At 40.7% G+C, this 12704-nt stretch carries 15 protein-coding genes; 10 read left to right on the top strand and 5 right to left on the bottom strand.

What is annotated here, in order from left to right; all coding sequences use genetic code 11:
• Window positions 1–33 precede the first annotated feature (33 nt).
• From fabK to ACVC7R_RS03480, 10 genes are all read left to right on the top strand, one after another.
• Window positions 34–1008, top strand: a complete 975-nt coding sequence (gene fabK / locus ACVC7R_RS03525; RefSeq protein ID WP_016466762.1) for an enoyl-[acyl-carrier-protein] reductase FabK — start codon at window positions 34–36, stop codon at window positions 1006–1008.
• Window positions 1001–1921, top strand: coding sequence for an ACP S-malonyltransferase (gene fabD / locus ACVC7R_RS03520; protein ID WP_447263563.1), 921 nt, complete (start codon window positions 1001–1003; stop codon window positions 1919–1921). The genes fabK and fabD overlap by 8 nt, the downstream gene beginning before the upstream one ends.
• Before the next feature lie 32 nt (window positions 1922–1953).
• On the top strand, window positions 1954–2688 hold the full coding sequence (gene fabG, locus ACVC7R_RS03515; RefSeq protein WP_447263562.1) for a 3-oxoacyl-[acyl-carrier-protein] reductase: 735 nt from the start codon (window positions 1954–1956) through the stop codon (window positions 2686–2688).
• Window positions 2689–2710: 22 nt separating this feature from the next.
• A complete protein-coding gene (gene fabF / locus ACVC7R_RS03510; protein ID WP_447263602.1) occupies window positions 2711–3946 on the top strand; it encodes a beta-ketoacyl-ACP synthase II in 1236 nt (411 codons plus the stop codon).
• Window positions 3947–3948: 2 nt separating this feature from the next.
• Window positions 3949–4431 (top strand): acetyl-CoA carboxylase biotin carboxyl carrier protein, encoded by a 483-nt coding sequence (gene accB, locus ACVC7R_RS03505; protein ID WP_447263561.1) that lies wholly within the window; start codon window positions 3949–3951, stop codon window positions 4429–4431.
• Window positions 4428–4850 carry a 3-hydroxyacyl-ACP dehydratase FabZ gene (gene fabZ / locus ACVC7R_RS03500; RefSeq protein WP_006145014.1) on the top strand — a complete coding sequence of 141 codons (423 nt, stop codon included), beginning with the start codon at window positions 4428–4430 and terminating at the stop codon, window positions 4848–4850. The genes accB and fabZ overlap by 4 nt, the downstream gene beginning before the upstream one ends.
• Window positions 4851–4861: 11 nt before the next feature.
• Complete coding sequence (accC, locus tag ACVC7R_RS03495; RefSeq protein ID WP_447263560.1) at window positions 4862–6229, top strand: acetyl-CoA carboxylase biotin carboxylase subunit; 1368 nt, start codon at window positions 4862–4864, stop codon at window positions 6227–6229.
• Between the two features lie 36 nt (window positions 6230–6265).
• A complete protein-coding gene (gene accD / locus ACVC7R_RS03490; protein ID WP_447263559.1) occupies window positions 6266–7129 on the top strand; it encodes an acetyl-CoA carboxylase, carboxyltransferase subunit beta in 864 nt (287 codons plus the stop codon).
• Window positions 7129–7896: an acetyl-CoA carboxylase carboxyl transferase subunit alpha gene (locus tag ACVC7R_RS03485; protein ID WP_447263558.1), complete on the top strand. Its 768-nt coding sequence runs from the start codon at window positions 7129–7131 to the stop codon at window positions 7894–7896. The genes accD and ACVC7R_RS03485 overlap by 1 nt, the downstream gene beginning before the upstream one ends.
• Window positions 7897–8046: 150 nt before the next feature.
• Window positions 8047–8772 carry a CPBP family intramembrane glutamic endopeptidase gene (locus ACVC7R_RS03480; RefSeq protein ID WP_447263557.1) on the top strand — a complete coding sequence of 242 codons (726 nt, stop codon included), beginning with the start codon at window positions 8047–8049 and terminating at the stop codon, window positions 8770–8772.
• 56 nt (window positions 8773–8828) lie between these two features.
• Here the strand turns inward: ACVC7R_RS03480 and nusB are convergent, their stop codons facing one another.
• From nusB to ACVC7R_RS03455, 5 genes are all read right to left on the bottom strand, one after another.
• On the bottom strand, window positions 8829–9251 hold the full coding sequence (gene nusB / locus ACVC7R_RS03475; RefSeq protein WP_447263556.1) for a transcription antitermination factor NusB: 423 nt from the start codon (window positions 9249–9251) through the stop codon (window positions 8829–8831).
• Window positions 9244–9633, bottom strand: a complete 390-nt coding sequence (locus ACVC7R_RS03470) for an Asp23/Gls24 family envelope stress response protein (RefSeq protein WP_214262352.1) — start codon at window positions 9631–9633, stop codon at window positions 9244–9246. Before ACVC7R_RS03470 ends, nusB begins: the two co-directional genes overlap by 8 nt.
• A 21-nt stretch (window positions 9634–9654) precedes the next feature.
• The gene (gene efp, locus ACVC7R_RS03465; protein ID WP_447263555.1) at window positions 9655–10215 is read right to left on the bottom strand and encodes an elongation factor P; all 561 of its coding nucleotides are present in this window, start codon (window positions 10213–10215) and stop codon (window positions 9655–9657) included.
• An 80-nt stretch (window positions 10216–10295) separates the two neighbouring features.
• The gene (locus ACVC7R_RS03460; RefSeq protein WP_447263554.1) at window positions 10296–11678 is read right to left on the bottom strand and encodes an SPFH domain-containing protein; all 1383 of its coding nucleotides are present in this window, start codon (window positions 11676–11678) and stop codon (window positions 10296–10298) included.
• 9 nt (window positions 11679–11687) lie between these two features.
• Entirely contained in the window at window positions 11688–12677 is a 990-nt protein-coding gene (locus tag ACVC7R_RS03455) for a zinc-ribbon domain-containing transport protein (protein WP_447263553.1), read from the bottom strand.
• Window positions 12678–12704: the final 27 nt, after the last annotated feature.

The following is a 12704-nucleotide window of genomic DNA, read 5'->3' as shown; positions in this document are numbered from 1 at the left end:
AACTATTACGTAAGCAAGACTTATGGAGGCAATATGAAAACACGTATCACTGAACTATTAAACATTAAATATCCAATCTTCCAAGGTGGAATGGCCTGGGTGGCAGATGGCGACTTGGCTGGAGCTGTTTCGAAAGCTGGTGGTCTCGGTATCATCGGTGGAGGAAATGCACCTAAAGAAGTGGTTAAAGCGAATATCGATAAAATCAAATCTTTAACAGACAAGCCTTTTGGTGTCAATATCATGCTCTTGTCTCCATTTGTGGATGATATCGTCGACCTCGTTATTGAAGAAGGGGTTAAGGTAGTCACAACTGGTGCAGGAAACCCAAGTAAATACATGGAACGTTTCCATGAGGCAGGGATCACTGTTATTCCTGTAGTTCCTAGTGTTGCTTTGGCGAAACGCATGGAAAAAATCGGCGCAGATGCTGTAATTGCTGAAGGTATGGAAGCTGGTGGACATATTGGTAAATTAACAACCATGACCTTGGTGCGTCAAGTTGCAGCAGCTGTTTCAATCCCTGTTATCGCTGCTGGTGGTATTGCAGACGGTGAGGGAGCAGCAGCTGGCTTTATGCTTGGTGCAGAAGCTGTACAAGTAGGAACTCGTTTCGTAGTTGCTAAAGAATCAAATGCTCATCCAAACTATAAAGCTAAAATTTTAAAAGCTCGTGATATTGATACAACCATTTCAGCACAGCATTTTGGACACGCAGTTCGTGCTATCAAAAATCAATTGACTCGTGATTTCGAACAAGCTGAAAAAGATGCCTTTAAACAAGAAAATCCAGATTTAGAGATTTTCGAACAAATGGGTGCCGGAGCTTTGGCTAAGGCTGTTGTCCATGGTGACGTAGATGGTGGCTCAGTGATGGCCGGTCAAATTGCAGGTTTGGTATCTAAAGAAGAAACAGTTGAAGAAATCTTAAAAGATATCTACTATGGTGCCGCTGAGAAAATTCAAAAAGAAGCCGCTCGTTGGGCAGGAGTTACAAGAAATGACTAAAACAGCCTTTCTATTTGCAGGTCAAGGAGCCCAGTACCTTGGAATGGGGCGTGAGCTATATGACCAATATGCTATCGTTAAGGAAACAATTGACCAAGCGAGTCAAGTCTTAGGTTATGATCTCCGTGACTTGATTGACAATGATGAAACGAAGCTAAATCAAACTCGTTACACGCAACCAGCTATTTTAGCTACATCCGTTGCTATTTACCGACTACTAAAAGAGAAAGGTTACCAGCCCGATATGGTGGCAGGTCTATCTCTTGGCGAATATTCTGCCCTTGTAGCAAGTGGGGCTTTGAATTTCGAAAATGCAGTGGCTCTAGTTGCTAAGCGTGGGGCTTATATGGAAGAAGCAGCACCTGCGGGATCAGGGAAAATGGTAGCTGTGCTCAACACACCGGTTGAAGTTATCGAGCAAGCTTGTCAAGAAGCTTCTCAACTTGGCGTAGTGACTCCAGCTAACTACAACACTCCAAGCCAGATTGTTATTGGTGGTGAGGTGGCAGCAGTGGATCGTGCAGTTGAACTCTTGCAAGAAGCAGGGGCAAAACGCTTGATTCCCCTAAATGTTTCTGGTCCTTTCCATACAGCTTTATTGGAAGTAGCTAGTCAAAAGTTAGTTCAAGCCCTGACAGAAGTTGAGTTTAGTGACTTTGCTTGTCCTCTAGTTGGTAATACAGAAGCAAAGGTTATGGAAAAAGAACGAATTGCAGAACTCTTAACGCGTCAAGTTAAGGAACCTGTACGTTTTTATGAGAGTATTGCTTTTATGCAAGAAGCTGGGGTGACTCGTTTTATCGAAATTGGTCCTGGAAAAGTCTTGTCAGGATTTGTTAAAAAGATTGATAAAACTGCTCAACTTGCTAATGTGGAAGATCAAGCAAGTTTGCTAGCATTCTTAGAAAATTAGAGAAGAGTGATAGAAGTTCTGAAAGGAGAAAAATGAAACTAGAACAGAAAAATGTCTTTATTACAGGTTCAAGTAGAGGGATTGGTCTTGCCATTGCTCATAAATTTGCCAGCTTGGGAGCCAATGTTGTCTTGAATAGTCGTGGTGAGATCTCCGAGGAACTTCTAGATGAGTTTAAACCGTACGGGGTGAAAGTTCTTACGATTTCTGGTGATGTTTCTGACTTTGCAGATGCAAAACGCATGGTGGAACAAGCCATTGAGGAGTTGGGTTCAGTAGACGTCCTCGTTAATAATGCTGGGATTACTCAAGATACTCTTATGCTTAAGATGACAGAAGAAGATTTTGAAAAGGTCTTGAAAGTCAATCTAACGGGTGCTTTTAATATGACACAAGCAGTCTTGAAGCAGATGATAAAAGCTCGTGAAGGTGCTATTATCAATATGTCTAGTGTCGTTGGTTTGATGGGGAATATCGGTCAAGCGAACTACGCTGCTTCTAAGGCAGGTCTGATTGGATTTACCAAATCGGTAGCGCGTGAGGTCGCCAACCGTAATGTACGTGTCAATGCTATTGCTCCAGGAATGATAGAATCTGATATGACAGCAGTTTTATCTGATAAGGTAAAAGATGCCATGTTGGCACAAATTCCGATGAAACAATTTGGCCAAGCAGAGCAAGTCGCAGAGGTGGCAGCCTTTCTTGCAAGCCAAGATTATCTAACGGGACAAGTCATCGCAATTGATGGTGGACTTACCATGCAATAAGAGTTAAAATAGAGGTATGAAAATGAAACTAAATCGTGTAGTAGTAACAGGTTATGGATTAACATCTCCAATTGGGAATACACCAGAGGAATTTTGGAACAGTTTAAAGAACGGAAAGATTGGAATTGGTGAAATTACCAAGTTTGATCACAGTGCTTTTGACGTCCATAATGCAGCGGAGATTAACGATTTTCCTTTTGACAAATATTTTGTAAAAAAAGATACCAATCGTTTCGATGATTATTCTTTGTATGCCTTGTATGCAGCTCAAGAAGCAGTCAACAATGCAAATCTTGATGTAGAGTCGGTTGATAAAGATCGCTTTGGTGTCATCGTTGCATCAGGTATCGGTGGTATCAAAGAAATCGAAGACCAAGTGCTTCGACTACATGAAAAAGGACCAAAACGAGTGAAACCATTGACACTTCCAAAAGCCTTGCCGAATATGGCAGCAGGGAATGTTGCTATGCGCTTTGGTGCCAATGGTATCTGTAAATCTATCAACACAGCTTGTGCTTCATCAAATGATGCTATCGGAGATGCCTTTCGTTCTATCAAATTTGGTTTCCAAGATATCATGCTGGTTGGTGGATCAGAATCTTCTATTACTCCATTTGCCATTGCTGGTTTCCAAGCGTTGACAGCTCTTTCAACAACAGAGGATCCAACGCGTGCTTCTATTCCATTTGACAAAGATCGTAATGGCTTTGTTATGGGTGAAGGATCAGGTATGCTGGTACTTGAGAGCTTAGAACACGCTGAAAAACGTGGAGCAACTATCTTAGCTGAAGTTGTGGGTTACGGTAACACTTGTGATGCCTACCATATGACTTCTCCACATCCAGAAGGCCAAGGAGCTATTAAAGCTATTAAACTTGCCTTGGATGAAGCAGAGATTACTCCAGATCAAGTAGCTTATGTTAATGCTCACGGTACTTCAACTCCTGCTAATGAAAAAGGAGAAAGTGGAGCAATCGTAGCTGTTCTTGGTAAGGAAGTACCTGTATCGTCAACCAAGTCATTTACAGGTCACTTACTTGGTGCAGCTGGTGCAGTTGAAGCCATTGCAACCATTGAAGCAATCCGTAACAACTATGTACCGATGACAGCTGGAACTACAGAGTTGTCAGACTACATCGAAGCAAACGTTATTTATGGACAAGGCGTGGAACGTGAAATTCCATATGCTATCTCAAACACCTTTGGATTTGGTGGGCATAATGCAGTTCTTGCTTTCAAACGTTGGGAGAATAAGTAAAGATGAATTTAAATGAAATCAAAGACTTGATGGCACAATTTGACCAGTCAAGCTTGAGAGAATTTTCTTATAAAAATGGAACGGATGAGTTGCTCTTCAGTAAGAATGAAGCAAAACTTATTTCAGAAACAAGTCCAGCACCTCAACCAGTGGTTTCAGCAACTGAATCTACTGTTGCACCACAAACCCAAACTGTAGCTCCAGTTGTAGAAGAAGTTTCAGAATCAGGTGCTGGTGAAGCTGTAGCCGAAGGGGACCTTGTAGAAAGTCCGCTTGTCGGAGTTGCATACTTGGCTGCCGGACCAGACAAACCTAATTTTGTTTCAGTCGGTGATGCTGTTAAAAAAGGTCAAACACTAGTCATTATCGAAGCTATGAAGGTCATGAATGAAATTCCAGCACCTAAAGATGGTGTCGTCACAGAAATTCTGGTTGAAAATGAAGAAATGGTTGAGTTCGGGAAAGGCTTGGTACGTATCAAATGATTGATATTCAAGGAATAAAAGAAGCTTTGCCACACCGCTATCCCATGCTCTTAGTGGATCGTGTTTTAGAAGTCAGTGAAGATACAATCGTTGCCATTAAAAATGTAACGATTAATGAACCTTTCTTTAACGGACACTTCCCAGCTTACCCTGTGATGCCAGGTGTACTGATCATGGAAGCCTTGGCACAGACAGCAGGCGTTTTAGAACTCTCAAAACCTGAAAACAAAGGGAAGCTGGTCTTCTATGCTGGGATGGACAAAGTTAAATTTAAGAAGCAAGTTGTTCCTGGTGATCAGCTTGTCATGACAGCAACTTTTGTCAAACGTCGTGGCACAATCGCCGTAGTAGAAGCGAAGGCAGAAGTAGATGGTAAGCTTGCAGCAAGCGGCACTTTGACCTTTGCTATTGGAAACTAGGGAGGTTTTCCATGTTTCGTAAGATTTTAATTGCCAATCGTGGTGAAATTGCTGTTCGTATTATTCGTGCGGCACGAGAATTAGGAATAGCCACAGTTGCTGTTTATTCGACTGCTGACAAGGAAGCTCTCCACACTCTTTTGGCTGATGAGGCTATCTGTATCGGCCCTGGAAAGGCTACAGAATCTTATCTGAACATCAATGCGATCCTTTCAGCTGCAGTATTGACTGAAGCTGAAGCTATTCACCCTGGATTTGGTTTTTTAAGTGAAAATTCCAAATTTGCAACTATGTGTGAAGAAGTTGGAATCAAATTTATCGGACCATCAGCTCGTGTAATGGATGTCATGGGGGATAAAATTAACGCCCGTGCTCAAATGATTAAGGCTAATGTGCCCGTAATTCCAGGATCAGATGGAGAAGTTCATACTGCAGAAGAAGCTCTGGCCATTGCAGAAAAAATTGGTTATCCTGTCATGCTGAAAGCATCAGCTGGAGGAGGCGGAAAAGGAATTCGTAAGGTTGAAAAGGCAGAGGATCTTGTAGCAGCCTTTGAAACAGCCTCTAGTGAAGCCAAAGCAAACTTTGGTAATGGGGCTATGTACCTCGAGCGTGTGATTTATCCTGCCCGCCATATTGAAGTACAGATTCTTGCTGATCAAATGGGACATGTGATTCACCTAGGTGAACGTGACTGTTCGCTGCAGAGGAATAACCAAAAGGTTTTAGAAGAAAGTCCTTCCATTGCTATTGGGAAAACACTTCGGAATGAAATCGGTGCTGCAGCAGTCCGTGCAGCGGAGTCTGTTGGTTATGAAAATGCTGGTACTATTGAATTCCTACTAGATGAAGCAAGTGGCAAATTCTACTTTATGGAGATGAATACTCGTGTCCAAGTAGAACATCCAGTAACCGAATTTGTTTCTGGTGTGGATATTGTTAAAGAACAAATCCGTATTGCGTCAGGTCAACCTTTGACTCTGAAACAAGAAGACATTGTTCTAAAAGGACACGCCATTGAGTGCCGTATCAACGCAGAAAACCCAGCCTTTAATTTTGCACCAAGCCCAGGTAAGATTACTAATCTTTATCTACCAAGCGGTGGTGTTGGCTTGCGTGTTGACTCTGCAGTTTATCCAGGGTATACCATTCCACCATACTATGATAGTATGATTGCTAAAATTATTGTTCATGGGGAAAATCGTTTTGATGCACTCATGAAAATGCAAAGAGCTCTATATGAACTCGAAATTGAAGGTGTCGTTACCAATGCAGATTTCCAACTCGATTTGATTTCAGATCGTCGCGTGATAGCAGGGGACTACGATACTTCCTTCTTGATGGAAACTTTCTTACCACACTATCAAGAAAAAGAATAATGTAAAAAGAGTAAGAGACTGAAAAAAGGGGGATGTATGGCTCTATTTAGTAAAAAAGATAAATATATACGAATTAATCCCAATCGTTCACTTAGAGAAAAGCCTCAAGCCAAGCCTGAGGTTCCAGACGAACTCTTCTCAAAATGTCCGGGTTGTAAACACACGATTTACCAGAAAGATTTGGGGAGTGACCGTATTTGTCCTCACTGTGGCTATACTTTCCGTATTTCAGCTCAAGAGCGTCTAGCTTTAACCATCGATATGGGAAGTTTCTTAGAGATGTTTACTGGAATTGAAACGCAGGATCCCTTGAAATTTCCAGGCTATCAAAAGAAATTAGCCTCTATGCGTGAAAAAACTGGTCTTGATGAGGCTGTTGTCACAGGAACTGCTTTGATTAAGGGCGAAAAAGTTGCTCTCGGCATCATGGATTCTAACTTTATCATGGCATCCATGGGAACAGTCGTTGGTGAAAAAATCACAAGATTGTTCGAATACGCAACAGCTGAAAAATTACCAGTCGTATTGTTTACAGCATCTGGTGGAGCACGTATGCAGGAAGGAATCATGAGTTTGATGCAGATGGCTAAGATTTCTGCTGCAGTTAAACGTCATTCCAATGCAGGTCTCTTTTATCTGACTATCCTTACGGATCCAACAACTGGGGGAGTGACAGCGTCCTTTGCTATGGAAGGGGATATCATCTTGGCAGAGCCACAAAGTTTAGTGGGATTCGCTGGACGCCGTGTGATTGAAAATACCGTAAGGGAAGATTTGCCAGAGGATTTCCAGAAGGCAGAGTTTTTGTTAGAACATGGATTTGTGGATGCGATTGTTAAACGGAGAGAATTGTCAGATATGATTGCTCGATTAGTAAGGTTACATAAGGGGGATTGTTGATGAATATTGCAAAAATCGTCAGAGAAGCACGTGAACAAACCCGCTTAACTGCCTTGGACTTTGCAACAGGAATATTTGATGACTTTGTAGAACTACATGGTGATCGCTCTTTCAGAGATGATGGTGCTATTATTGGTGGTATCGGATGGTTGGGAGAACAAGCGGTAACTGTAGTTGGAATCCAAAAAGGTAAGAGCTTACAAGATAATTTGAACAGAAACTTTGGTCAACCTCATCCAGAAGGCTATCGAAAAGCTCTCCGTTTGATGAAACAAGCTGAAAAATTTGGACGACCAGTTGTAACCTTTATCAATACTGCTGGTGCCTATCCAGGGGTCGGAGCAGAAGAACGTGGTCAAGGGGAAGCGATTGCCCGTAACCTCATGGAAATGAGCGACCTTAAGGTGCCGATTATCGCTATTATTATCGGTGAAGGTGGTTCAGGAGGGGCTTTAGCTCTAGCGGTAGCAGATCGTGTCTGGATGTTGGAAAATTCGATCTATGCAGTTCTCAGTCCAGAGGGCTTTGCATCTATCCTTTGGAAAGATGGCAGTCGTGCTATGGAAGCGGCTGAATTGATGAAAATAACTTCCCATGAACTTTTGGAGATGGAAGTTGTAGATAAGGTTATTTCAGAGAGAGGACTCTCTGCTAAAGAGCTGTTGGCTCGTGTAAAAAATGAACTTCAGGCAGAAATTGAACAATTAAAACAATTATCGTTGGAGGAACTTTTGAAAGAGCGTTATCTACGCTTTAGAAAATATTAAAAAGAAAGCTAGAACTAAGAAATGGTTCTAGCTTTTTGGATTTTAAAAATACATTTCAGGATGAAAATTGACTTTTGTAAAAGAAACTGTTAATATGACAAAAGATATATATGCTATAAAATAAGTCAACCAAGATTTTTTGGAGTGAGTATGAAAAAACTAGGTCATTTGGGAATCTATACATTACTGGTATTCCTATCAATTTATCTACTAGATTTCAGCAGTCTTTATCTGGCTAAGATGTTTGTCTGGGGCATGGATGGCTATTCTATTATTGTAGCAGTAGAGCAACTAGCCCTTTTAGGACTATTGTTCTATTGGCTTAAAAAGAAAAAAATGCTCTATATTTTTGAGAAAAAGGGCTCGAAGGGGTCCATATTCTTTTACCTTGTAGTTAGTCTAGTGGCTACTTATTTTGTCCGTCAGTTGTTAAGTGCTTTTTATTTACAGTTTAGGCACTACATTAATAATCACTATATCTTTGAAGACCTTCTTTCAGTCATATCCATCAGTGGGGAATCTACTATTTTAACGACTTGCTTCTCTTTTGTTTCAGTTGTCATTTTAGGGCCTCTGTTGGAGGAGGTAGTTCATAGAGGCTATTTTATGAATACCTTCTTTCCTAAGTCCAGATACTACTTGGATGTCATCTTATCAGCTCTTATCTTTGGGCTTAGTCATTTGGTATTGTCCCATCGTGATCCCATCAGTTTGATGGTTTATAGCTTTTCAGGTCTTTTCTTTGCTTTAGTCTACCGTTGTACAAAGAATCTAAAAATCACAATCCTGTGCCATAGTTTTATAAATTTTCTCATTCATGCAGATTTCATCTGGTTACTTCTTTCTAATTTAGTCTATGATCGGTTTTTTAGATAGAAATTTTAGAAGATAAATAAAAAAGTGTTTGATAACTGTCAAACACTTTTTTTAATCTAATTTTCTTCCGTTACAAATTGACTAAGCAATCCATTGATAAAACGGGCAGATTTTTGATCTGAAAAGCTTTTTGCAAGCTCAATAGCTTCATTCACAGCTACAAGTTGAGGAGTATCAAAGGAAGTGATTTCGAAAACTCCTAAACGCAATAAATTTTTTTCAACTAAGGTTAACCGTTCAATCGTCCAACCAGACTTTAAATGCTGAGCGATTTGTTTGTCTAGTTCCTCTTTTTTAGCTTGAACACCAGATACAAGATCGATTAGGAAACTAGGGAGTTTTACCTCGTCGTCTTCTCGATCATGAGTATAGGCGAAGCGACAAGCAGTTTCAATATCAGAACCATATTCAAGACTCATCAGTGCTTGGAAGGCACATTTTCGTAGTTCGCGTCTAGATTCTAATAATGGACTAGTCATTGAGGAAGTCCTCATCAAATAAATCTTTCAATGCTGGTTTTGGTGTTTTATCTGGTGCAATACCAGCGACGTGAATATTCACAGCACTGAGTTCAACATCAGCCATATTACGAACGGCATCTTTTACAGCTTTTTGAATAGCCATTGCAACCTTAGGAACTTTAACGCCATACTCAAGATAGAGATAGATATCAGCTGTTAATTCTTCTTCAGATTCTTTTAGATAGACGCCACGACCGAGTGAAAGTTTTGAAAGGGTGTCAGATACTGATTTGTTTGAAAAAGAGTGGACACCTTCTACTTTAGCAGTAGCGATAGCAATGATTTTTTCAAGTACACGTGGGGCGATAACGATTTCGCCTAATTGTTCTTCAATTCCCATAGGATGACCTCTTTCTAGAGATTAGGCACGAGAAACGTAAGTTCCTTCTGCAGTATTAATCACAAGTTTTTGTCCAGCTTCGATGAAGTCTGGAACGTTGACAACAAGTCCAGTTTCCATTGTAGCTGGTTTACCAGAACCTGTAACAGTAGCACCTTTAATAGATGGTTGAGTTTCAGCAACTGTTAATTCAACAGTTGTAGGTACTGTCACACCGATTACTTCAGTTCCATAAAATTGAATTTTAACTTCAGAATTCTCAAGAATATAAAGCAATTCATTTTCAACATTAGCAACAGGAATTTCGTATTGGTCGTAAGTTTCAGTGTTCATGAAATAAGCTGTATCATCCATTTTGTACAAGTATTGTGCTGGCACAGTTTCGATAATCGCTTGCTCAAATTTTTCCTCTGGACGGTAGCTTGTTTCAAATGTTGAACCAGTACGGACATCACGCAATTTCATACGCATGATCGTGTTTCCTTTACCTGGTTTGTGGTGGCTAGCTTCCAAAACGCGGATTAATTTTCCATCAGCTGTTTCAAAGGTCATACCAGCCTTTAATTTACTTGCTTCAATCATGTTTTTACCTCTTTAATAAAATAATTTACTCTTTATTGTATCATAAGTCGTGAGATTTCTCAAATATCAGGGAAGTGAGATTAGTTGACAGGAACGATGTTTCCTTCTTCGTCTTTGGTTACCAATACGTACTTGCCATCGACTTCAATGTAGAAGTTTTTATTAGCGGTTTGTTTAGAGTTGGTAGTTTGTTCAGGACTAGTAGATTCTTCTGCAGGAGTCGTCACTTCTTGACTAGTAGTTTCTTCCGCAGGAGTCGTCACTTCGGGATTAGTAGATTCTGCTGGGTTAGCAGTCTGTTCAGGACTAGCAGTTTGGAATGGGCTAGCAACTTGTTCAAAATTTGCAGTTTGTCTTGGAGTCAAAGGTTGGTTTGGATCCGCAGGTTGTGCTGGGGTATAGCTTTGATTTGGATTCATAGGTTGAGCTTGTTGGTTAATTTGACCACCGAGCGTTTGTCCTAGGTTCATTCCCATAATCATGTTCATACCATTGCCATTACCTTCATTATTGGCAGCAGCAATGAGAGCTTCGTTACGAGCACGACGTTCTTCAATTTCAATCGTGTTGTATTTCATGGCAACTAGTTCGCTATCAAGCTTACGAACAATTTCAAGACTTTCTTGGTCATAACTCAAGTCTTCAAGAAGGATATTGGTTACTTCAATTCCGTAAAGACCAGTCCATACCTTGTTGACTTCTTGTTTAGCGATTTCATTGAAAATATCTTGATTGGCATTGAGGCTATAGATATCAACGCGGTATTCATTGGTGAATTTTGCAATCGCAATCGCAATTTTAGGAGAGATATTTTGACGCAAAGTACCTTGAGCGATATCTTGAATAGTAAACGGTTTATATTCGTCAATTTGTTGACTGATAGAGCTAACGTAGAAAAGAACTGGGTCAGAAATCTTGATATCGAACAAACCATAGAAACGGATATTGAGCAATTGTTGGTAACGTTCACTGAAGTATTCTACAGCATTTTGAGTGCCAAATTTATTCCCCGCAATCGGTTGGATGCGGACAAAGATGATTTCTTGTTGGGTAACGACTTGACCAGCGAATGAAAAGCGGTGCTTGAAGTTTTCCCAAGTTCCTCTTATTCCGCCTTTTTCTAGAAGCCAAGCGTTGTCGCCAGAGCGCCATTCATGGCTACCTGCTTCTAAAACATCACCAAGGAAAGTACCGTTATTTACAAGGATAGCAACATAACCTTGTGGCACAATTACCACAGAACCATCTGTTAAAAGTCCTGTATGTTGATTACCTTGTCTGGAAATTCCGTCAGGGTCTTTTGTAAGAAGAGTTCCTTTAACAGCTAATGCATCTGATGATACGTGTTCTGGAAGCACAACGGCTTCCTTATATTTACTATCATTAATACTATTGATCCCTGCAGATTTGGCAACATCAATAACTCCCATAATTTGCTCTTTGGCAACACGAATAAATCCCATAATTTCCTCCTAATTATATAGTTCGTCTTCATCCACAACATCGTAGGTATCAAGTACCCATTGGTTAGGACTACGGGTGATATCAGATCCGCAATAGTCACATTTGCTGATAGCTGATATTTTCAATGGTGCGCCACAGTTTGGACAGCGGTCGCTAACGGCTTCATCTTGGACAGAGCTTTCAGTTTGACTGCCATGTTTGCGGATGAAGTTCATTTGATAAACTGTAAATAAATCTTTTTGAGGGTCTCCCTCAATAACCTTACGAGTCTTGTCTTCGATGACATAGTCTCTCAAGGTAGATGATAAGATAACGACTAAAGTATCGTTTCCATCTGGATTTTCGTAGAAATCTTTGATTCTAATATTCTCAACATAGACACGTTCCAAAACATTAGTTGTTTGAGATTGGATATAGTCTTCCAGTTGTGAACTGTGTTGTGAATAGAGACTGGCACTCTCTAGAGAACGAACGGCATTCCAATCTTTTTTAGTCCAGGCGGCCTGTAACTGGATGTAGACTTCTTTAACCCATGAAGTGAAAGCATCTGCATCAAAGTTTGGATCACCGTGGCGAACACGATCGATAGCCAAGGTGTTGTTAGCAACTCGACGGTGAAGTGTAGGTTCAACATTATAGGCGGGCGAGCTTCCATAAGATTTACCAGATGATGAATTTTGGTTACTCAAATATTTGATGAGAAGGTAGAGTAAAAAAGCTCCGACACCAAACATGATAAGAATGGTCATTCCGGTCCCTAAAGAACCATCTAAACTCGAGTAACTATCACCAGACCGATAGCTACTTCTGGAAGAAGAACTACCGCCACTTGAACTACTTCGAGAACTGCTACTACTTCGTGAGCTGCTGCTACTTCGAGAACTGCTGCGGCTAGAGCTACCACTTCGAGAATGGCCGACACCAGCATCGATGGATTGTAGGGGTGTCACAAATAGAAGAAGCAAGCAAGTAGCGATTAGAGTATATAACTTTTTCATGTGTCTCCTAACTATGTGAGTACAAAG

Source organism: Streptococcus sp. Z554 (assembly GCF_053010305.1).
The sequence above is the reverse complement of the archived record's forward strand: the minus strand, read 5'-3'. Positions and strand labels throughout refer to the sequence as shown.

Bases quoted from the DNA above. Each gene is read 5' to 3' on its own strand.
- fabK (WP_016466762.1), top strand. From the start codon at position 34: ATGAAAACACGTATCACTGAACTATTAAACATTAAATATCCAATCTTC.
- fabD (WP_447263563.1), top strand. From the start codon at position 1,001: ATGACTAAAACAGCCTTTCTATTTGCAGGTCAAGGAGCCCAGTACCTT.
- fabG (WP_447263562.1), top strand. From the start codon at position 1,954: ATGAAACTAGAACAGAAAAATGTCTTTATTACAGGTTCAAGTAGAGGG.
- fabF (WP_447263602.1), top strand. From the start codon at position 2,711: ATGAAACTAAATCGTGTAGTAGTAACAGGTTATGGATTAACATCTCCA.
- accB (WP_447263561.1), top strand. From the start codon at position 3,949: ATGAATTTAAATGAAATCAAAGACTTGATGGCACAATTTGACCAGTCA.
- fabZ (WP_006145014.1), top strand. From the start codon at position 4,428: ATGATTGATATTCAAGGAATAAAAGAAGCTTTGCCACACCGCTATCCC.
- accC (WP_447263560.1), top strand. From the start codon at position 4,862: ATGTTTCGTAAGATTTTAATTGCCAATCGTGGTGAAATTGCTGTTCGT.
- accD (WP_447263559.1), top strand. From the start codon at position 6,266: ATGGCTCTATTTAGTAAAAAAGATAAATATATACGAATTAATCCCAAT.
- ACVC7R_RS03485 (WP_447263558.1), top strand. From the start codon at position 7,129: ATGAATATTGCAAAAATCGTCAGAGAAGCACGTGAACAAACCCGCTTA.
- ACVC7R_RS03480 (WP_447263557.1), top strand. From the start codon at position 8,047: ATGAAAAAACTAGGTCATTTGGGAATCTATACATTACTGGTATTCCTA.
- nusB (WP_447263556.1), bottom strand. From the start codon at position 9,251: ATGACTAGTCCATTATTAGAATCTAGACGCGAACTACGAAAATGTGCC.
- ACVC7R_RS03470 (WP_214262352.1), bottom strand. From the start codon at position 9,633: ATGGGAATTGAAGAACAATTAGGCGAAATCGTTATCGCCCCACGTGTA.
- efp (WP_447263555.1), bottom strand. From the start codon at position 10,215: ATGATTGAAGCAAGTAAATTAAAGGCTGGTATGACCTTTGAAACAGCT.
- ACVC7R_RS03460 (WP_447263554.1), bottom strand. From the start codon at position 11,678: ATGGGATTTATTCGTGTTGCCAAAGAGCAAATTATGGGAGTTATTGAT.
- ACVC7R_RS03455 (WP_447263553.1), bottom strand. From the start codon at position 12,677: ATGAAAAAGTTATATACTCTAATCGCTACTTGCTTGCTTCTTCTATTT.